General features: G+C 41.8%; 16 protein-coding genes. 10 read left to right on the top strand and 6 right to left on the bottom strand.

The window, feature by feature from the left end; translation table 11 throughout:
• Positions 1-166: 166 nt before the first annotated feature.
• Positions 167-1,228, top strand: a complete 1,062-nt coding sequence (locus A1QC_RS12210; RefSeq protein WP_017024771.1) for a polysaccharide lyase family 7 protein — start codon at positions 167-169, stop codon at positions 1,226-1,228.
• Between the two features lie 118 nt (positions 1,229-1,346).
• On the opposite strand, the gene A1QC_RS12215 is transcribed toward A1QC_RS12210, so the two are convergent.
• Positions 1,347-1,853 (bottom strand): lactoylglutathione lyase family protein, encoded by a 507-nt coding sequence (locus tag A1QC_RS12215; protein ID WP_017024772.1) that lies wholly within the window; start codon positions 1,851-1,853, stop codon positions 1,347-1,349.
• Between the two features lie 123 nt (positions 1,854-1,976).
• On the opposite strand from A1QC_RS12215, the gene A1QC_RS12220 reads away from it, so the two are divergent.
• Together A1QC_RS12220 and A1QC_RS12225 are read left to right on the top strand one after the other, a co-directional pair.
• On the top strand, positions 1,977-2,867 hold the full coding sequence (locus tag A1QC_RS12220; RefSeq protein WP_017024773.1) for a LysR family transcriptional regulator: 891 nt from the start codon (positions 1,977-1,979) through the stop codon (positions 2,865-2,867).
• Between the two features lie 109 nt (positions 2,868-2,976).
• On the top strand, positions 2,977-3,417 hold the full coding sequence (locus A1QC_RS12225; protein ID WP_017024774.1) for a hypothetical protein: 441 nt from the start codon (positions 2,977-2,979) through the stop codon (positions 3,415-3,417).
• 105 nt (positions 3,418-3,522) lie between these two features.
• Here A1QC_RS12225 and add read toward each other — a convergent pair whose 3' ends face one another.
• The 5 genes from add to xdhA all read right to left on the bottom strand — a co-directional run bounded on the left by add (position 3,523) and on the right by xdhA (position 11,098).
• Positions 3,523-4,674, bottom strand: a complete 1,152-nt coding sequence (gene add / locus A1QC_RS12230; protein ID WP_017024775.1) for an adenosine deaminase — start codon at positions 4,672-4,674, stop codon at positions 3,523-3,525.
• A 226-nt stretch (positions 4,675-4,900) separates the two neighbouring features.
• The gene (guaD, locus tag A1QC_RS12240) at positions 4,901-6,205 is read right to left on the bottom strand and encodes a guanine deaminase (RefSeq protein ID WP_017024776.1); all 1,305 of its coding nucleotides are present in this window, start codon (positions 6,203-6,205) and stop codon (positions 4,901-4,903) included.
• A 35-nt stretch (positions 6,206-6,240) separates the two neighbouring features.
• Positions 6,241-7,107, bottom strand: coding sequence for a xanthine dehydrogenase accessory protein XdhC (gene xdhC / locus A1QC_RS12245; RefSeq protein WP_017024777.1), 867 nt, complete (start codon positions 7,105-7,107; stop codon positions 6,241-6,243).
• Positions 7,108-7,206: 99 nt separating this feature from the next.
• Complete coding sequence (gene xdhB, locus A1QC_RS12250; protein WP_017024778.1) at positions 7,207-9,624, bottom strand: xanthine dehydrogenase molybdopterin binding subunit; 2,418 nt, start codon at positions 9,622-9,624, stop codon at positions 7,207-7,209.
• Positions 9,617-11,098, bottom strand: a complete 1,482-nt coding sequence (gene xdhA, locus A1QC_RS12255; protein ID WP_017024779.1) for a xanthine dehydrogenase small subunit — start codon at positions 11,096-11,098, stop codon at positions 9,617-9,619. Before xdhA ends, xdhB begins: the two co-directional genes overlap by 8 nt.
• A gap of 685 nt (positions 11,099-11,783) precedes the next feature.
• Here xdhA and lamB point away from each other — a divergent pair.
• The 7 genes from lamB (at position 11,784) to A1QC_RS12290 (ending at position 20,740) form a co-directional block, all read left to right on the top strand.
• Entirely contained in the window at positions 11,784-13,043 is a 1,260-nt protein-coding gene (lamB, locus tag A1QC_RS12260) for a maltoporin LamB (protein WP_017024780.1), read from the top strand.
• 86 nt (positions 13,044-13,129) lie between these two features.
• Positions 13,130-14,503, top strand: coding sequence for an alpha-amylase family glycosyl hydrolase (locus A1QC_RS12265; protein WP_017024781.1), 1,374 nt, complete (start codon positions 13,130-13,132; stop codon positions 14,501-14,503).
• Between the two features lie 490 nt (positions 14,504-14,993).
• Positions 14,994-15,980, top strand: coding sequence for a Bug family tripartite tricarboxylate transporter substrate binding protein (locus tag A1QC_RS12270; protein ID WP_017024782.1), 987 nt, complete (start codon positions 14,994-14,996; stop codon positions 15,978-15,980).
• A 115-nt stretch (positions 15,981-16,095) separates the two neighbouring features.
• The gene (locus A1QC_RS12275) at positions 16,096-16,584 is read left to right on the top strand and encodes a tripartite tricarboxylate transporter TctB family protein (protein ID WP_017024783.1); all 489 of its coding nucleotides are present in this window, start codon (positions 16,096-16,098) and stop codon (positions 16,582-16,584) included.
• 14 nt (positions 16,585-16,598) lie between these two features.
• The gene (locus A1QC_RS12280; RefSeq protein ID WP_017024784.1) at positions 16,599-18,107 is read left to right on the top strand and encodes a tripartite tricarboxylate transporter permease; all 1,509 of its coding nucleotides are present in this window, start codon (positions 16,599-16,601) and stop codon (positions 18,105-18,107) included.
• A gap of 202 nt (positions 18,108-18,309) precedes the next feature.
• Positions 18,310-19,917 (top strand): ATP-binding protein, encoded by a 1,608-nt coding sequence (locus A1QC_RS12285; protein ID WP_026025776.1) that lies wholly within the window; start codon positions 18,310-18,312, stop codon positions 19,915-19,917.
• A gap of 130 nt (positions 19,918-20,047) precedes the next feature.
• Positions 20,048-20,740, top strand: coding sequence for a response regulator (locus tag A1QC_RS12290; RefSeq protein WP_017024786.1), 693 nt, complete (start codon positions 20,048-20,050; stop codon positions 20,738-20,740).
• The last annotated feature ends 17 nt before the right edge of the window (positions 20,741-20,757 follow it).

Consider the following 20,757-nt stretch of genomic DNA (forward strand, 5'->3'; position numbering starts at 1 on the left):
CCAATATGTGATAAAACTCACCATCAATTAATTTGTATTATTATAAGATGTAAATGTTGATTTGTTAATTTCACCTTGAATGAAATTAAGATGTGGTCCAACACTTTTACAATGCCAATAGCGATAACAAAAAGTCGATAATTATAAAACTTTACAAGGATTGAAAATGTTTAAAAAATTCCTCTGCATGTCAGTAATACTGGGTTTCTCTGCTAATTCAATGGCTCATGAACAAGGTCCACTCTCCGTTCCAGCTGACAAATTCAACATGATGAATTGGAAAATTACCGTACCAGAAGACAGAGATCAAAACGGTAAAATCGATGAAATTGAAGGTGTAGCTATGTTTAGCTATTCAAACCCTGACTACTTCTTTTTAGATAAAGATGGCAACATGGTTTTCCAAGTCCAAAACAAAGCTATTACGACATCAGGTTCATCCAACGCACGTTCTGAGCTACGCCAAATGCTCCGTGGTACAGACCTTACGATTGATGTAAAAGCACCAGCCAATAACTTTGCGTTGACCGCTCATCCAGATGCTGATCAATATGGCGCAATTGGCGGCAAACTTGAAGCAACATTAAAAGTAAACCACGTCGCAACCCATGCGAATCAACCAGATAAATACCCAGCTTACTCAGTGGTTGTCGGTCAAATTCATGCCAATAAAGATCCAAAGCAAATCGACGCTAAAACTGGTTTTGGCTACGGTAATGAACCGCTGAAAATTTTCTACAAAAAATGGCCGGGACATGAAAACGGTTCTGTATTTTGGAACTATGAACGTAACCTAGAGAAAAACGATCCAAACCGCACCGATATTGCTTACCCTGTGTGGGGCAATACATGGGAAAACAAAGCCGATCCAAAAGATGCAGGTCTTGCTCTAGGTGAAGAATTTAGCTACACCATTGATGTTCAAGGTAACATCATGCACTTAACTTTCACGACCGCTAAGCATGACAAGGTTGAATACAAAATCGATCTTTCTAAGAACCTTGATGCACATGGAAAAGTGGATTCAAAAGACAACCCACAAGGTTATGCTAAAGATTCATTCTATTTCAAAGCTGGCGCTTACGGTCAATGTAGCGTGAAAGATGATGATGGATTCTGGTCTCCAGGTTGTGCAGGTACTGGCGACTTTGCTGAAGATATGAAGAATGGTGATTACAACAGTGTGTCTTTTTCTAAGCTAGAATTAACCACTAACGCGAAAAAATAAGCATTAGCGTAAAACCTTGATTTACGATTAAACTGACCGCCTTGATGATTAACTCCCCAAGGCGGTTTTTTTTATTGCTTACTTTCCCAAGTATGAGCTTAGTTACCCGTATATGAGGTTAATTATATGCGCCACTCGCATAATGTAGCTCATAACTGTGGCTGTAAATTTCAAGAATATTGCCGAATGGGTCTTCCATGTAGATCATGCGGTACGGTTTTTCACCCGGATAGTAATAACGTGGCGCTTTCATACGTTTTTTACCACCAGCAGCAACGATTCTTTCAGCTAAACCTTCAACATCTGGGTCTTGTACGCAGAAATGAAATACACCCGTTTTCCAATATTCAAAGTTATCTTCTGGGTTTTCTTGGTTTTTAAATTCAAACAGTTCAACGCCGACACGGTCACCCGTCGACATGTGGGCGATACGAAAACGCTCCCAACCTGCGCCGAATACATCAGTACACATTTCCCCAATCGGTGAATCATCTTCAACCACATCCGTTGGTTCCATGATCAAATACCAACCCAATACTTCTGTATAAAATTTCACTGCCGCTTCTAAATCAGGCACTGAAATACCAATATGAGAAAAGGTTCTTGGGTATGTTTTATTTTCCATGTGTATTGCCTCATGTTTTTGTGCGTAATTGCATGAGGTAAATACTATTCCCATCGCTTTACTTTTAAAAATTATCAATTATTCTCATTTTAATAATTATTTGTTATCAATATGAGTAACGCTATGTTGAACCCTGTTTGGCTACACACTTTTAAAACCTTGGTAGACGTCGGACATTTCACAAAAACAAGTGATAAGTTATTCATGACTCAACCGGGCGTGAGCCAACATATACAAAAGCTCGAAGCCGCTTGTGGTTATGATCTATTAATTCGCCACAACAAAACCTTTGAACTAACCGAGCAAGGCCAACACGTTTATGCCTATGCGCAGCAGTTATTAAAAAATGAAAAAGACCTACTTGACTCACTGAATATCGATGACCCATATCAAGGCTGCATTAAACTGTCTTGTTCGGGTTCATTGGCATTATCGTTGTTTCCTAAGTTGCTCGAACTTCAAAAACAGAATCCAAAACTGGTTATAAACGTAGAAGTCGCCCCTAATCAAAAAATATTGCATGACGTACAACAAGGAAACCTAGATTTAGGTATCGTGACTCATAAACCACAAGAAAGTTTTTTTGAAATAGAAACTTTAGGTGCAGAGTCATTGTGTTTAGTGTTACCAAAAGCATTTAGCAACACACATATCACCATTGAACAACTGCAATCTCTAGGAATGGTAAGGCACCCAGATGCCAATCATTATCTTTCTTTATACTTGAACCGTTGTGGTGATCCAAACTGGCAAGATCTTGAAACAGATAAAATCAAAACAGTCTGTTACATCAATCAACTTAGCCAAATTCTTTTACCTGTCGCAAAAGGTATCGGGTTTACGGTACTACCTAAAAGCGCTGTCGATAGCTTCTACCAGCTCGATGACATCACGGTTCACCAGCCCACAAAACAAGTCACCGAAACCTTATATTGCATCAGCAAACGCCATAAGCCTCAAACCCAAAGGCTTGGTATGATCATTGCGCAGCTCCATAAATGGTTAAGAAATTAGGCAGGAAGGCCCCGAAATTAAATAATTGTCCATTTTTTCCATAGTAATGAAATAAAAAACAAAGCACTACGGTCATGTCTGTTAATCAAATACTGTTAAGGAAGATAAAATGAGTACAACACAAACTTCATCACTGGAAAAGAAGCTAGCTTTTAGCTTATTGGCACTAAGAGTCGCGATCGCATTGGTCTTTATGGTGTGGGCTTTTGATAAAATTGTTGCACCTGAGCACACAACAAAAGTGTTTTCGGCGTTTTACGGTATTGATTTATCAAGCAGCATTGCAACCGCAATGGGAATTGCGCAGGTTGGCTTTGTTGCCGCTTTTGCCCTTGGATTATGGAAAAATGTCACTTATTTAGCCGTGTTAGTATTGCATGCAGGTTCAACACTTTCAGCATTTGCAAAGTATCTCGACCCGTTTAGCAACTTATTGTTCTTTGCTGCATGGCCGATGTTAGCGGCTTGTTTCGCTTTATATCTACTCAGAGATTTCGATGTCTTGGTATTCTCAAGTAACTCTAAACAAGCAAAATCAGCTACCGCTTAAGTTGTTAACGTTTACGTCGAAATAATAGTCATCATTAAAGCCTGTCATACTCTTCAATGTATGACAGGCTTTATTTTTCATTCAGATAGATTCAATTTTAAACGTTTAATCACGATGAACTAAACGTGAAGACAAGCGCTTTTTCAATGCCCCTTCTTCTAAATTAGCACAATGTATTTCTAGATCGCGCCAGTCTTGCTCGCTGAACGTTTGGTACACTTGTGCAATTAAGTTTTGTTTCAACTCATCTTCAACAAATGCCGCTTCCAATGCACATAAGGTCACATCCAGCAGTTCCACACGATTAAAGCCAAACACGGTCTCTGCGATGTGGTATTCCTTTTCAACATCGGTGCCAAATAATCCAGCATCATCCGTATTGATTGAAAGACGGACCCCTTTTTCATACAAACGGCGTAATGGGTGGTTATCTAGCTTTTGTTCAAATTCAGTCACAAGAATGCGGTTACTGGTTGGTGCGACTTCCAGTGTGATTTGATCACGAATTAAGGTGTCAATAAGCTCGTCATCTTTGATTGCTGCAATGCCGTGGCCAATTCGTTTGGCACCGAAGGTTAATGCATCACGAATGCTTTCCGGCCCACGGATCTCACCGGCATGATAAGACTTAGGTAAAGGAATGTTATCCACTAACTCGTGAGCATAAATAAAATCGGCAAACTCGCCGGCCATTTCGTTCCCGGCAATATTAAAACCTGCTACCGATTTACGTGGGTACTTCGCAATAAAATCAACGCTTAAATTAAAATGTTCCAAGCTTAAATGACGTACACCACATGCTTGTAAGCGTGTTTCAGTACCAAACTCTTCTTTCACTTCAGTAATAGCACGTTCAATCGCAGCCATGAATTGATCGTATTTTTCAGCATCAAGAGACACATTACCTTGTTGATCTTCTTGATAACAAAGATGAAATGCCGATGTGATCATTTCACAATAAATCATCCCTTGCTGAGCATTACGAGATAGATAGTCTTTCATGATCAAATAATAATCATCAGCATCGCGAACTAAATCAGCAACTACATCATACGCGGTGACGAATGCACCAAAATCGGTTTCATCGTATTGATAACGCCCATTTGGAAAGGCCGATTTATCGTATTGACCTTCAGCGTATAAAAAATCATCAGGCAATGAAACATTATGTTTTTGTGCTAAAACAAGAGCGGTCTCTGGGGTTACTGAGCCTTCAATATGCTCATGTAAAATAACTTTCGGTAATGTAGAACTCATGAATACTGCCTTTTGTTTTTATATGGCTACTGTAATTAATTGGCTAACCTTACTGTCAATTGCCGTAAGTGCAATCGAAACTTTAGTCAATTTTGAGAATCAGCACAACGCAAACGATAACCTAGGAAAACACTCGCTTCTTCCAAACAAAAATACCCTTCTAAGTCGAAGCAACAGCCTCTAATTAGAAGGGTATAAAAAGGTATTAAATAGGTAACGTTTACTGTTATTTTTTATAGGCTAAATCACCATAGACATAAGTAGCATGAACGGTGCGATCGTCACCTAAGCTCATCAACACAAACAATTTCTCTTCCAAGGTTTTGGCTTGTTGCATTCTGAATTTCATTAACGTTGTGGCATTCGGTTCTAGCACGACGAAATCGGCTTCTTTACCGACTTCTAGGCTGCCAATTTTGTCGTCTAAGTATAAAGCTTTCGCCCCACCTAGTGTGGCTTGATAAAGCGATTTAATAGGGTGCAGTTTCTGTTGTTGAAGCTGCATGATTTTGTAAGCTTCACTCATGGTTTGCATTAATGAAAAACTGGTACCTGCACCAACATCAGTCCCCATCCCGACACGAATACCAAAATTTTCAATTCGTGATAGATCGAATAACCCTGAACCTAAAAATAAGTTAGACGTTGGGCAAAAAGCAATCGCAGAACCGGTGTCTGACAAGCGTTGGCATTCACAATCTGACAGGTGAACACCATGTGCAAATACCGAACGTTGATGCAAAAGCCCATAATGGTCGTAAACATCTAAGTAGCCTTCTCGTTCTGGAAATAGCGATTTCACCCACTCAATTTCTTGTTTATTTTCAGATAAATGCGTATGCATATATACGCTTGGGTATTCTTGTAACAATTTACCGACCATGGTCAACTGTTCAGGTGTACTGGTGGGGGCAAAACGTGGCGTCACTGCATAGGATAAACGGCCATTATCGTGCCATTTTTCAATCAGCTCTTTTGAGTCGTTATAGCCACATTCTGGTGTGTCGGTTAAGTAATCGGGGGCATTTCGGTCCATTAATACTTTGCCGCAAATCATGCGCAGGTTACGACGCTGAGCTTCTTGAAAGAACACATCTACCGATTGCTTATGCACCGTACCAAATACCAATGCCGTAGTAGTACCGTTACTGGCTAATTCATCTAAAAAGATTTTCGCTACTTTCTTCGCATATTCAGGATCTTTAAAGCGCTCTTCTTCTGGGAAGGTATAGTTTTCTAGCCAATCGAGTAGTTGCTCACCATAAGAAGCGATCATACCAGTTTGTGGATAGTGAATATGGGTGTCAATAAAACCGGCGGTAATGATTTTGTCTTGGTAGTTCACCATTTTCATTTCATCATTATGCTTGGCAAGGGTTTCAATGTAATCGCCAACGTCTACTATTTTACCGTTTTCGACCACCAATAAACCGTCTTCAAAATAGCGATACGCATGGTCAATACCGACATCTTTTGGATCGGCGAGAATTTGAATGATCGCACTACGATAAGCGGTTTTTTGCTGTGACATATAGCTTCCTTGTGAGTGTATTGAGTGCTGTGTATTTATCCGGCTAACTCATGGTTTTTCATTGGTCTTTTTTGTTCTAATGCTTCGCCTTGGTAATGGGCGATCAATTCACCAGCTACCGATACGGCAATCTCAGCAGGGTGTTTGCCTTTTATCATCGCCACCCCAATTGGGCACTGCATTTTTTCAATGGCTTCTTGCTCAAATCCCCGGTGAGCTAAGCGCAAATCAAATTTCTTACGCTTGGTCTGCGAACCTATCATGCCAAAATAGCAAAACCTATCTTGGGCAAGAATTTCACGTGCTAAATCAAAATCAAGTTGGTGGTTATGCGTCATCACTAAATAGTAACTATTTGTTGGCATGTGTTTTAATTCACCGACTGGATCATCACTCACCAATTTACGCACATTAGGCGCTAAATATTCAGGAAATTCTGCTTCGCGTTCATCTATCCAGGTGATTTTAAATGGCAAGGTTTGCACTATGTTCACTAAGGCCTTAGCAACATGACCTGCACCTAATAATACTAAGTGGTGCTGGTTAAAACCGATGGGTTCAAAGCTTAATGTTGCCATGCCACCACAGCATTGCCCTAAACGTGCACCAAGATTAAACCGCTCAATGTGGGTTTTATTTTCACCTTGATGACTGCCAAGGCTCATTAACATTTCACGCGCCATCTTGGTAGCAAGATGCTCTAGATGCCCACCACCGATCGTTGCATACAGCTCTCGGCGAGTCACAATCATTTTAGTACCCGTATCACGCGGTACTGAACCTTTATGCTCTAATACCGTGACTAAAATGCATTCTTCACCTTGCTGTTCGAGCAAAGCGAGTTGCTGAATCCATGAGACTTGGCTCGTCGGATTGGCATGGCCATTTTCATGTTTAGTCATCATAACATCCTTCTTACTTGAGCTATTTCTCGCCACTGTACCGTGAACTTTCTGTACGATGTCCACGAACTCGACTCAGTAACAAGAAACATAAGGCGCTTATTCGTGCGATTCAGAGTGCTCTACTACTTTTTCAGCAGCGCTACTCTTCCCTGCTCTGGCGGCTTCCATCGCCCATAACATACGCTCTGGTGTGGCGGGTGTATCAAGATGAACCGTGACATGCTCACCTTCTTTTGCATTTTCTAATGCAACGGCATGCACGGCATCTTTTAATGCGCTCCACACCGACATACCGAGCATAAATGGTGGCTCACCGACTGCTTTCGAGTTGAAAACAGTGTCTTCTGGATTGCTACGGTTTTGCACAATATTGGTTCTAAAATCTATAGGCATATCAGCAATCGCCGGGATCTTATAGCTCGCTGGACCACTGGTCATCAAGCGACCTTTTTCATTCCACACCAATTCTTCTGTGGTCAGCCAACCGACTCCTTGAATAAAGCCACCTTCAATCTGACCAATATCAATAGCAGGATTTAACGACGCCCCAACATCATGCAAAATATCAGCACGTAGAATTTTATATTCACCTGTCAACGTATCCACGATCACTTCAGAACATGATGCACCATAAGCAAAATAGTAGAATGGACGACCACGCGCATTTTCATGATCATAATGAATTTTTGGTGTGCGGTAGAAACCAGTGCTCGATAACGATACTTGGTTAAAATAAGCTTGCTGTACAAATTCAGCAAATGGGATCAACTGATCACGCACTTCCACCACACCATTGTTAAAAGTCACTTCTTCAGGTGTTACTTTATAATGATGCGAAGCAAATTCGATTAAACGCGCTTTAATGGTTAATGCTGCATTCTGCGCAGCTTTACCATTCAAGTCCGTCCCTGAAGAGGCCGCGGTTGGTGAGGTATTCGGCACTTTATCGGTATTGGTTGCCGTAATCTGGATTTGATCAATATCGACACTGAATTCTTGCGCCACAATTTGCGCCACTTTGGTATTCAAACCTTGCCCCATTTCCGTACCACCGTGGTTAAGGTGAATACTTCCATCCGTATAGATATGAATCAATGCGCCCGCTTGGTTCAAGAAGGTGGCAGTAAAGGAAATACCAAACTTAACCGGGGTTAATGCAATGCCTTTTTTAAGAATAGGGCTATTGGCATTAAATTCCGCGATTTCTTTACGACGTTTTTGATATTCACTGGTTTTTTCTAGCTCTTCAGTGATGTCTAAAATGCAGTTATCTTCAACGGTTTGGTAGTAATGGGTAACATTTCGACCTTCTTCGCCATAATAATTGGCTTTACGGATCTCAAGTGGGTCTTTACCCAAGTAATGAGCAATTTCATCCATCACATGTTCAATCGTCATCATGCCTTGAGGGCCACCAAAACCACGATAAGCGGTATTAGAAGCGGTGTTCGTTTTACAACGATGCCCCGTCACTTTTGAATCACCTAAGTAATAGGCATTATCGGAATGGAACATTGCGCGGTCGACAATCGAATGCGAAAGGTCGATGGAATAACCACAGTTACCTGACACCGTTAGATCCGCGCCATGAATGCGTCCTTCATCATCAAAGCCCACTTTATATTGATTATAAAATGGATGACGTTTACCAGTCATGATCATGTCATCATTACGCCACAAACGTATTTTGGTCGGCTTATTGGTTAGGCTTGCAATCACCGCAGCAATACAAGCAGGAGCATTGGCTTGAGTTTCTTTACCGCCAAAACCACCTCCCATACGGCGCATGTCCACCACCACTTTGTGCATGGCAACGCCTAATACTTCCGCCACCACTTTTTGAATTTCTGTCGGGTTTTGCGTAGACGTATAAACAATCACCCCACCATCTTCAGCTGGCACAACACTACTGGCTTGAGTTTCCAAATAAAAGTGTTCTTGCCCACCTACATGAAGATCACCTTCAAGCATGTGTTTAGCACCACTAAGCGCGGTTTGAACATCACCACGTTGTTGAACATGGCTTTGATGCACAAAGTGTTTTTTCTCTAGTGCTTCTTTGACGTCTAAAATTGCCGGTAGCGGTTCTAATTCAATATTGGCAGCAAGCGCCGCTTTACGGGCTGTTTCCATATCTTTGGCAGCAACGGCAATAATGGGCTGACCATAATATTCAACAACACCATCAGCAAGTAATGGGTCGCCAGGAAATACCGCACCGATATCCAATTCACCCGGGACATCTTTACTGGTAATAACAATTTCTACACCATCAAACTCATAGCATGGAGAAGTGTCAATACTGACGATTTTAGCATGCGCTTCGGTACTTAAACGGCAATACACATGAAGTTGGTTTGGAAACTCCAAACGATCATCGACATAAACCGCTTCGCCTGATACTTGTTTATCCGCACTGTCGTGTTTAACCGACTTGCCAACGCCCGTTTTTAAATCTTTCTTATATTGTTCGAGCAGCTCGTCGTAGCTTAATTTTGGAGTATGATTAGACATAAGACGTGACCCTCGTTTCAATTTTGTTTTGCTCAAATTGTTGTGTGTTTTTCTTTGCCATCGCTTGAGTTTGTTGCTCTAAGAAAAAGCGAAGTAACATGTTACAAGCGGTTTTGCTGCGGTATTCTTTACTGGCACGAAAATCTGACAGCGGTTCAAAATCTTGATCCAGTTGAGCCATCGCTGCTTCAATATTGGCTTTATTCCAGGCTTGTCCAACCAACGCTTTCTCGCATAAATCCGCACGCTTAGGAATGGCAGCCATTCCACCAAATGCGACTCGAGCTGCAACAACCACATCGTTTTCAATGGTGACGTTAAACGCACCGCACACAGCTGAAATGTCATCATCAATACGTTTAGACAATTTATACGCACTGAAAAATTGCTGTTCATTATTCGGTTTTGGAATAATGATCTGTTCGATAAATTCCGATTCTTGTTGAACCGTTACCTTGTAATTAATGAAGTATTCATCAATTGGGATCTCACGACTTTGTTGCCCTTTTCGCAATATTAAGCGGGCATTCAATGCAATAAGAAGAGGGGGCGTATCACCAATAGGAGACGCATTGGCAACATTACCCCCAATAGTGCCTTGGTTACGCACTTGTAGCGACGCAAAACGATGCAACAAGTGACCAAAATCTGGGTAATATTTTGCAAGTGAAGCGTAGCAATCGCTAATCGGCAAGTTTGCACCGATAATCATGTCTTGCTCTGTTTCACGGATAATTTTCATATCCTTCACGCCAGTCACATTAATCAACGTTTCAATTTCACGATGAAACTGAGTAACTTCTAAAGCCAGATCCGTACCACCAGCGACTAACTTAGCTTTTGGGTGACGCTCATAAAGATCAGCTAGCTCGTCAATAGAAGTTGGAGAAAAGCTCGTTAAATTACCTTGAATTAATGGCGCGGATTTAGCTTCTATCTTTTCAAGCTTTGCGATGGTTTGTTGTTCTAGTTCCGCAAATTGATCGAGTAAAGGCTTGTCTGAGCTAAGTGACATCGCCGCATCAATGATTGGGCGGTATCCAGTACAACGACATAGGTTACCCGCTAACGACTCCAACACATCTTCTTTATCTGCTTGTGGCTTATTCTTGCTTAAGGCAAACATCGACATAATAAAGCCCGGCGTACAGTAACCACATTGTGACCCATGAAAATCAACCAAAGCTTGCTGCACAGGGTGAAGCGATTGTTTATTCTTTAAATCTTCAACCGTGATTAACTGCTTGCCATGTAATGACGATACAAATGTCAGGCACGAGTTCACACTGCGATATTGCAGTTTGCCATCGACAATTTCGCCAAGAACCACAGTACACGCCCCGCAGTCACCTGAACCACAACCTTCTTTAGTTCCGGTTTTTTGCAATTCGGTGCGAAGGTAATTTAATACCGTCATATTCGGTGAAATATCACTTTCACTTTTTAATGTTTGATTGAGTAAGAACGTAATCAAGTTGCTTCTCCTGTGCTCACTTTTGCCTTTATGGGCTCACTTCCTTTGGCTTAAGTATTGGATTTCTTGACTCAATGGTCAAGTTTTAGCGATCACATTTTTTAAACAAAATCATAACAAGTTGATTTATTTATTTTTTAAAATGGAAATGAAGAATAAAAAATTGTGAATACGTGCATATTTGGTGTGTCTATTCAAATAATAGGCATACACCCAAGTGACTGCAAGGCACAGAAATCAGAGGTTAACTGGCGTTCTTTCTTATCTCCTTGGTAATTTTCGCTTAGTCCCAACAAACCACCACTCAATCAATGCGAAATTTTATACAAAATAACCCTATTGATACAAAATCTAATTTTGATCACAAAACCTTTAATTTCGTGATAAAAATCTCACAATTCCCACTCAAATAGACCCAATCCACTCCATTTTAATGGGGAGCACTTTCTAATATTCTCACCGAATGTGATCACCACACTCCTCCTCCTTTCCTACTCCCCCTACGCCCATCTTTTGGGATGATGTTGCTTACCCATGTTTATCGCAAGATTATCACGTCACTGAATGATGAAACCAAAAGCAAAGCTTCTTAAAGCGAAACTAAGCGTTCAGAGATCCGATATCCCTAGGCTTCGCATATAAAAATGCGGATTGGGTATGTGAAACAATATAAAGGATTGTAATTATGAAAACCCTCAAGGTCTGTTTAACTGCTGCTGCGGTATCCTCTGCTCTACTGGCTTCAAATGCGATGGCAGTAGAAGCCGATTTCAATGGTTATATGCGAGCCGGTACTGGTGTGAGTACTCATGGCGGCGCAAATACTTCATATGAAAAAAACAAAGTTGGCCGTCTAGGTAATGAAAACGATGTATACGGCGAGATTGGATTAAACACCAAACCGATTAAAGCGGGAGAAACCACAGAATTCACTGTAAATTCAATGGTTGCGTATGGCTCAGATGGTTCAAACGGCTGGGAGTCGGTACGTGATGATGACAATGGAAATGACATCACACTGGCTCAATTAAACGTCCAAGCGAAGGGCTTATTTTCTTTCGACCAAGATGCGGTTTTGTGGGCAGGTAAGCGTTACTACCAACGACAAGATATTCACATTACTGACTTTTATTACTGGAATACATCTGGTGGTGCTGGCGGTGGTTTAGAAAATGTCACCATTGGCCCAGGTAAATTATCCGTTGCTTTTATGCGTGACGATTCGCTAGGTGCAGACATCAATGCAAGCAACCCAAACATAAACGTTAATAACTTTGATGTCCGCTATGCAGGCATTCCACTTTGGGCGGATGCATCATTAGAATTAGGCGTTAACTACTACATGGTTAACGAATCTGACGAGCAAGAAGCCAACAATCTAGATACCAAAGATAGCGTAATGGCGACAGCCGTGATAACTCAAGGAAACTTTTACGGCGGCTTCAACAAAACCGTATTCCAATTTGGTACTGAAGGTGCAGCAAGTGCGATGGCCGGACTAGGTTCAGGGAGCTGGGTACCCGCGATTTCTGATGGTGATACAGGCTTTCGTGTGATTAACTTTGGTGTGATTAACATTGGTGAAAGCTGGAACCTTGGCCACCAAGTCATGTACGCACAAAGTTCTTATGATAACAGCAACAAAGACGACCATACTTTTGCCAACCTTGTTGTACGCCCAATCTATAACTGGTCTGAGATTATGAAAACTGAATTTGAAGCCGGTTACTTTACGGAAGATAATCAGTGGGGCAATCAAGGAGCGGACAATGAAGGTGCTAAATTTACCGTAGCACAAGCATGGTCGGCAGGATCTGGCTTCTGGGCTCGACCAGAAATTCGCGTGTATGCTTCTTATGTAGATGATTTCAAAAACGACAACCGTTTTGGTAATGACGAATCTTCTGAAATGTCATTTGGTATCCAAGCTGAAGCATGGTGGTAATGCCCTCGCTTTAAAGTAATACTAACGCCGGCCTTCGCTGGCGTTAGTTGTTTCTCAATTAATCCATTATTTTACAAAGAGGCATTATGTCTGTATTCACCACTCAACCAGCCACTGCTATTCAAGCAGAGCCTTCAGCCGATGTGATTTTACATGCCTTTGATTGGCCTTATCAAAAAGTCGCCAGTGAAGCCAAACGAATTGCCCAACTGGGTTACCACTCGGTTTTAATCTCACCACCACTGAAATCACCAGACGAAGAAAAATGGTGGATGCGCTACCAACCTCAAGACTACCGCGTGATCGAAAATCCACTCGGAAATACGCTGGATTTTATCGATATGCTGCACGCTCTTCAGCGGCACAATGTTCGCTTATATGTAGATGTAGTCTTCAATCACATGGCGAATGAAGCACACTTAAGACATGACTTAACCTATCCGAATGCCGATATTATGGCGCAATATCAAACCCGCAGCGATCACTATCAGTCACTCACCTTATTTGGCGATTTGTCTCAACCCTTGTTTAGCGATAGCGATTTCGAACCCGCCTTCCCAATAAAAAATTGGACGGATGCGCAAGAAGTTCAAACTGGTCGTTTAAGCGGTGGGGATGACGATCCTGGCTTACCGACACTGGCCACAACCGACAACGTCATCTCGCAACAAAAAGCCTACATCAAGGCAATGAAAACACTTGGCGTGAATGGTTTTCGCATTGATGCCGCCAAGCACATTTCCTTAGATCATCTCACTAAAGTATGGACAGCGGATCTGTGTGAAGGCGTTAAAGTGTTTGGTGAAATCATTACCGATGGTGGTGCTGGTAAAGCTGAATATGACGTATTCTTAAAACCATTTATCGACCATACCCCAATTGACGCTTATGACTTTCCAATGTTTCACGCCTTATTGTCGATCTTCAAATACGGCAATAGCATGCAAACTTTATTAGCCCTAAAAGAAAATGAGCAATGCCTTGATCCTAAGCGAGCGATCACTTTTGCCGTCACTCATGATATTCCAAATAATGGTATTTTCCGCAATCAACTGTTCACGCCTCAACAAGAACACTTAGTGTATTGCTATTTGCTGGGTTGTTGCGATGGTTCACCGCTTATTTACACCGATTTAAACACCAGCAATGATGTAGATGCTTTAGGAAATCCACGTTGGGTGCGCAGTTGGCATGACAATAGCCTAGTGAAGATGTTGCATTTTCATCAATACGTCCACGGCCAAGAAAGCCATGTGCTTTTATGCAACGATGCCACCTTGGTGATATTACGTGGCAGCATGGAGAAACCCGCTGGCATTATTGCACTTAATCTCAACGAACAAGAAATCAATCTGGCAATTCCCACTGCTGATTACAACGTATGGTTAGGTGGCGATGATTTATTGTCTAATAACCAACTGACCGTACCAGCGCAATCTGGTGTGATGTTGATGGCATGATGTGGATAATGATCTATTAATGATATGAATCTAGGCCTTTTTCTCGCCTCTTAGCTTTGTGCTTAAGAGGCTTTTTACTATTTGTGGAACCGTATGTGTGAAAGTGATAATGCAGCCTAAGACCTAATAAAAATCTTTTTAGTGTCAATGGTCTATTAAAACAACCATGCAAACAAAAACTCTTCCTAATAATTAACACCATAAAAACCATAAGCTCCATAGATTCGTGGTGTTTAATTGCTCTTGCTCTCACTCCGCCTTACTGCCTATGCGTATGCTTGTTACCTCAGCCATTCATTTAACAACAATTAAACATCTCATTAACCTAGGTGTGCGTTGTAGGAGTATTTTTAAATGAATCAATCTGAGCAAAATAATAAAACGAGATCGAGCGTACCTGAACTTGATACTCATTAGATATCCAAGCATGAAACTGAAGTAAAGCTCCATGTTTAAGGGTATGAATAGGACGATAAAAGGATGTTAGTTGATGATTAAATTAAAAAAACTCTTCACTGGTGCAGTGATAGCGACCTCTTCACTTATCTCAATGAATGCGGCTGTTGCGGCAGACTATCCGCCACAGACGATCAACATGGTTGCCCCATCAGGTGCTGGTGGTGGTTGGGATCTAACGATCCGCACCGTTGCAAAAACCTTAAAAGATACAGGGCTTGTGAGTTCAAATATGCCGGTGGTTAATCGCCCTGGTGGCGGTGGCGCTGTGAACTTGGCTTACATGCAAACTCAAAAAGGAAAAGGCGATTTAATCTCGGTGTATTCTCCGCCTATTTTGCTCACAAACTTAACTGGCTTAACGCAATACAGCTACCAAGACACTACACCACTTGCTCGCTTAATTACCGATTACGCCGCCTTTGTAGTGCCAGAAAACTCAAAATACACTTCGATTAAACAGGTCATGGACGCGCTTAAGAACGATCCTAAATCCGTCAAAATTGGTGGTGGTTCGGCTGCAGGCTCGATGGATCACATCCAGTTTTTATTAGTAGCTAAAGCCGCTGGCGTAGAGAATCTTCGTCAAATCGACTACATCTCATTTCAAGATGGCAGCTTAGTGGCACAAGCATTAGGTGGTCATGTTGACCTTATTTCTACCGGTTTAGGCGATGTCGCTGGCATTGTCGAAAGTGGCAAATTACGTGCACTTGCACAAACGGCGGATAAACGCATTGGTACTGGTTTAATTGCAGAAATCCCAACCGTGAAAGAAGAAGGCATTGATGTCACGTTTGAAAACTGGCGTGGCCTATTTGGTCCGAAAGATATGCCAGCAGAAGCCGTGCAATACTGGCGTGACACGCTACAAAAAATGGTCGAAACACCTGAATGGAAAGCCGCTTTAAAACGTAATGGTTGGGACAATGCGTACCAAGATAACGAAGCCTTTACGACGTTCCTTGCCACGACTAATGAACAATATAAGTCATTAATTAAAGATGTATTTGGTCGATAACTTTCAATATCCGACTCGATAAATCAACAATGGCAGAGATGGTGACTTAGCTTTCTCTGCCTCATTTCACTGCGTTGTTCTTTTCATGAATCAGTCAATAAATCGGTAGGTAAATATGTCGACTAAACAAGCTAATTGGGATGGCCTTACAGGGCTATTCAGTATTCTCTTTGGGCTTACCTACGGCGGATACGCTTACAACATGCCTCAACCTATGTTCGGTAATCCACTAGAGGCTATTTTTTTACCACTCGCCATTTCAGCGATTTCGATTTTCATCGGTGTATTGCTGATCATCAAAGGCGGTATCACGCCTTCTATTATGGCAGTCAAAGCTCTTCTGAATGAGAGCCCACAGCGAAAAAGCGACCGTAGAAAAATTGCCATCACTTGTATAATTTGTTTTCTCTACGCCTTAACCTTTGAACATTTAGGTTATGTGATCAGTACATTCTTCTTTATGTTTGCCATGTTAATGGTGACATGCGGATCGGCTTATTGGAAAAAAGGCGCCATGATAGCCATCATCTTTGCTGGCGGCATCTTCTTTACCTTTAATAATCTGCTTTCCGTCAATCTTCCCCCTTTCCCATTTTTTAATTAACGGAGCTGATCATCATGGACGTTTTAACTAGTTTAATGAATGGCTTTGGTATCGCACTGCAGCCTTATTACTTATTTTTGATCACCCTTGGCGGCATTCTAGGTACCGTTATTGGTATGTTACCCGGCCTTGGCCCTGCTACTGGTGTGGCCATTTTATTACCAATGACCTTTGCTATGGGTCCAACTGCCTCATTGATCACCATGACAGGCGTGTATATCGGCGCGATGTTTGGTGGATCTCGTAGTTCTATTTTAATCAATACCCCCGGAGATGGCGCAGCCTTAGCCGCAACCTTTGATGGCTACCCAATGGCGATGAAAGGCCGAGCAGAATCCGCCCTAGCCATATCAGCAATTGCCTCGTTAATTGGTGGCACCATTGCCGCAGTGTTAATGACCTTATTGGCTGAACCGGTTGCCAGTTTTGCAATTAAATTTGGCCCTGCTGAATATTTCTTATTGATGGTTGCCGCCCTTTCGATGACGGTATCCATGTCTAAAGGCAACATGTTGAAAGGCTTTTTGTCGATGGCCATTGGTCTGGCAATTTCAACGGTGGGGATTGATGCGCAATCTGGCTTACAGCGCTTTACGTTTGGTAACTTAGAGCTGCAAACTGGCATTGATTTCTTAGTGGTGATTATTGGCATTTACGCCATCGGTGAAGTTTTTAAAAGCTTCAGAACACTAAGCGATGGTAGCAAGAAAGTACAAACTGAATTTAAACGAATTTGGATCAGCAAAGAAGATTGGAAACGATCTAAATGGCCAATTCTACGCAGCGCACCTGTTGGCTTTATCATTGGTGCTCTACCCGGTGCTGGCGGCACTATGGCGTCGCTAATGTGTTACAACAACGAAAAGCAACTGTCTAAAAATAAAGATGAATTTGGGCATGGCGCGATCGAAGGTTTAGCGGCTCCCGAGTCAGCCAATAATGCGGCATCGATTGGTGCGATGATCCCAATGTTATCGCTCGGGGTTCCCGGCTCTGGCACTACAGCGGTCATGATGGGCGCCCTGTTAATGCTCGGCATTCAGCCTGGGCCCTTATTATTTGCTCAACACCCAGACACAGCTTGGGGTTTAATTGCGAGTATGTTTGTGGCTAACGTTATTTTGGCGATTGTAAATATTCCACTGGCTGGTGTATTGGTGCGTTTATTAGCCATTCCAGCCAAGATCTTGTACCCAATCGTACTTGGTTTGGCCTTTGTCGGGTGTTATGCGATCAGCGCGTCAGTGGTTGATTTCTACATCTTAATTATTCTAGGCATTGCTGGCGTTATTATGGGACGTGCCAATATTCCAACATCACCGATGATTTTAGCGGCAATTGTGGGTGGTCAAATGGAACAATCATTCCGTCAGGGCTACCGTATATCCAACCAAGATTTAAGCGTGTTTGTTCATTCAGGCATTGCACAAATTTTATTGGCCGTCACAGTCCTATCAATTGTACTGCCAATGATCGGTGCTATTCGCGCAAAAATAGCTCAAAAACAAGTGGTGGCAGACTAAGCATGATATCGGCGAACTCCCTAAGCTTAATAAACTAAGTGATTCGGGTTCGCCAATAACGTAATCATCTCAACCGCTAAGGGAATAAAACCTACGCCCATCACGGTCTCTTATTTCATTTTGAATTACACTTTCACATCGAATGGTGCATCAACATCAAAACTCCACCACCTCACCATCTGCTTTTTTTAGATTAGGCATTATGACTCGCACTTTATCTTCTCTTTCAAAATTCACTTTTCGCACTAAAATATTTTTATTGCTGTTTGGGCTGCTTATTTTACAAATGTCCGTCATGGTTTGGCATTTCGATAGTACGCTTTATCAATCTATTAAGCACCAAGTGGGCACTCGCGCACTGGTTCAAGCTAAAGAAATTGCGATCGATCCTATATTGATCAAACTCGTCAAACAAAAAGACACACAAGCTTTAAAGGTTCATTTAGAACGACTATCAAAAATATCCGATGCTAGCTTTATCGTCGCCGGGGATGAAAATGGCATACGCCTGACTCATCCAGTGCAAGAACGCGTTGGCCTACCCATGCAAGGTGGTGATAATGCGGGTGTGTTGGAACGAGGCGAATCATATATCACCTTAAGAGAAGGCAGTTTAGGTTATGGTATTCGAGGCAAAGCCCCTATCCTAGACGAAAATAATCAGATTATCGGGGTGATATCAGTCGGGTATTTACTCAACCGTTTTGATCAATGGCTCGACATCTATATGAAGCCTTTATTGATTGAAGTATTTAGCGTCTTTGCACTCACGTTAATTGCCGCTTGGGGTTTTTCTCACCATATTCGAAAAAAGATGAACGATATGGAACCTGAAGAAATCGCGATGGCACTTAATCTGCAAAAATCGGTTTTAAGAGCCGTGTATGAAGGGATTATTGCGATTGATCGTCAAGGCTATTTCTTGGCAATCAACGCCTCTGCGCAAAAGCTTCTCGATATCAACAAAGATCTTAAATACCTTAAAACTCGCCAAATTATTGAATATGTCTCTAACTCTGAATTCTTTTTCCGTCAGCCGCTCGAAACAAACCTCAAAGATGAAATAATAACCCTGAATGGACACAGTTTAGTCGCCAACCGAGTCGCGATATTTAAACAAAATGAGCTCATCGGCTGGGTGATCAGCTTTCGTGAAAAAAGCGATATCGACTCACTAACGACTGAGCTTACACAAGTTCAGCAACACACCGATAACTTGCGTGTGTTACGCCACGAATTTTCCAATCGATTAGCGACCATTTCAGGGCTAATTCAAATGGGAAGCTTTGATGAAGTACAACAATTGATCGCACAAGAAAATACCAGCAAACAACAATTATTAGATTTCATCCACCAGAACATCCACCTGTCACAAGTCGCAGGTTTATTGCTAGGAAAATCTTTACGAGCCAAGGAACTAAACATTTTCCTTCGCTTTGATCCCACCTGTCAGTTACATCAGCTCACATCAGACATTAACGAAACCGAACTTTGCGCCATCTTAGGGAATTTAATTGATAATGCCTTTGACGCCACACAAAAGAACCCCACCAGCAATAAAATAGTGGACGTTTTAATTACCGATGCAGGTAACGATCTTGTGATTGAAGTCACCGATAACGGCACGGGTATAGAAGAACCGTTCATCAATGATATTTGGAAGAAAGGGATTACCACCAAACAAGACCCCAGCAATCATGGGATTGGTTTATACTTAGTTCATCGCTATGTGACACATGCCAACGGTTTTATTAGCGTCGATAACGCCGATCCGCAAGGTTGTATTTTTTCTGTATTTATACCCAAATAGCGTCAAAGCCCAACTTTAAAAGCCCTAGAAGTTTCAAGACTCATGGCAGTTTTAAGTAAACATAAACGGTAGACTCCGGTTCACTGCATTATAAAAAGAGTGGTTCTATCCACCAAACCAAGGTAAACACATGGAACTCATCGATGTATTAATCGTTGAAGATGATGCGAAAATCGCTCAAATTCACAGTCAAATATTACGCCAAACCCCACGCTTTAACCCTATTGGGATTGCCGAAAGTCTTCAAATGGCACGAGTGATGGTAAAGGTGCACAAGCCAAGTTTAATTATTCTGGATAACTATTTACCGGATGGAACCGGCATCGATTTATTCCGAGAAATAATCAGCAATAAAACCTCGCATAAAATCGACGTTATTTTAATCACCGCTTCCGATGAAATTGATACTGTAAAAACTGCCATGAAACTGGGTTGCTTTGATTACTTATTAAAACCGGTTTCATACGAACGCTTACAAGAAACGCTCACTCGTTATTTAACGCTCAATAGCGCCATGAAAGCCTACGACAATCTAGAACAACGCCAAATAGATGAGCTATTTAACATCCAACTTAGAGACAAGCACCAACAGCAACTACCTAAAGGCATCGAAAGCATCACGCTTGAAAAGATCAAACGGGTTTTCTCTCAAAATATTGGGGTTAAGTTTACGGTTGAAGAGTTAAGCCAAAAGATCGGAATAGGAAAGACAACCGCTCGACGCTATTTAGAATATTGCTCTGCTAACGGGCTGCTCACCGCAGAAAATCAATATGGAAAAGTAGGGCGACCAGAAAGAGTGTATGTAAAGTTGAGCTCATAATGACTATGAGCTCACTG

Origin of the sequence: Vibrio rumoiensis 1S-45 (assembly GCF_000286955.2) — a bacterium.
GTDB classification, from domain to species: Bacteria; Pseudomonadota; Gammaproteobacteria; order Enterobacterales; family Vibrionaceae; genus Vibrio; species Vibrio rumoiensis_A.

Excerpts from the sequence above, each read along its gene's own strand:
- A1QC_RS12210 (WP_017024771.1), top strand. The coding sequence starts at position 167 with ATGTTTAAAAAATTCCTCTGCATGTCAGTAATACTGGGTTTCTCTGCT.
- A1QC_RS12215 (WP_017024772.1), bottom strand. The coding sequence starts at position 1,853 with ATGGAAAATAAAACATACCCAAGAACCTTTTCTCATATTGGTATTTCA.
- A1QC_RS12220 (WP_017024773.1), top strand. The coding sequence starts at position 1,977 with ATGTTGAACCCTGTTTGGCTACACACTTTTAAAACCTTGGTAGACGTC.
- A1QC_RS12225 (WP_017024774.1), top strand. The coding sequence starts at position 2,977 with ATGAGTACAACACAAACTTCATCACTGGAAAAGAAGCTAGCTTTTAGC.
- add (WP_017024775.1), bottom strand. The coding sequence starts at position 4,674 with ATGAGTTCTACATTACCGAAAGTTATTTTACATGAGCATATTGAAGGC.
- guaD (WP_017024776.1), bottom strand. The coding sequence starts at position 6,205 with ATGTCACAGCAAAAAACCGCTTATCGTAGTGCGATCATTCAAATTCTC.
- xdhC (WP_017024777.1), bottom strand. The coding sequence starts at position 7,107 with ATGACTAAACATGAAAATGGCCATGCCAATCCGACGAGCCAAGTCTCA.
- xdhB (WP_017024778.1), bottom strand. The coding sequence starts at position 9,624 with ATGTCTAATCATACTCCAAAATTAAGCTACGACGAGCTGCTCGAACAA.
- lamB (WP_017024780.1), top strand. The coding sequence starts at position 11,784 with ATGAAAACCCTCAAGGTCTGTTTAACTGCTGCTGCGGTATCCTCTGCT.
- A1QC_RS12265 (WP_017024781.1), top strand. The coding sequence starts at position 13,130 with ATGTCTGTATTCACCACTCAACCAGCCACTGCTATTCAAGCAGAGCCT.
- A1QC_RS12270 (WP_017024782.1), top strand. The coding sequence starts at position 14,994 with ATGATTAAATTAAAAAAACTCTTCACTGGTGCAGTGATAGCGACCTCT.
- A1QC_RS12275 (WP_017024783.1), top strand. The coding sequence starts at position 16,096 with ATGTCGACTAAACAAGCTAATTGGGATGGCCTTACAGGGCTATTCAGT.
- A1QC_RS12280 (WP_017024784.1), top strand. The coding sequence starts at position 16,599 with ATGGACGTTTTAACTAGTTTAATGAATGGCTTTGGTATCGCACTGCAG.
- A1QC_RS12285 (WP_026025776.1), top strand. The coding sequence starts at position 18,310 with ATGACTCGCACTTTATCTTCTCTTTCAAAATTCACTTTTCGCACTAAA.
- A1QC_RS12290 (WP_017024786.1), top strand. The coding sequence starts at position 20,048 with ATGGAACTCATCGATGTATTAATCGTTGAAGATGATGCGAAAATCGCT.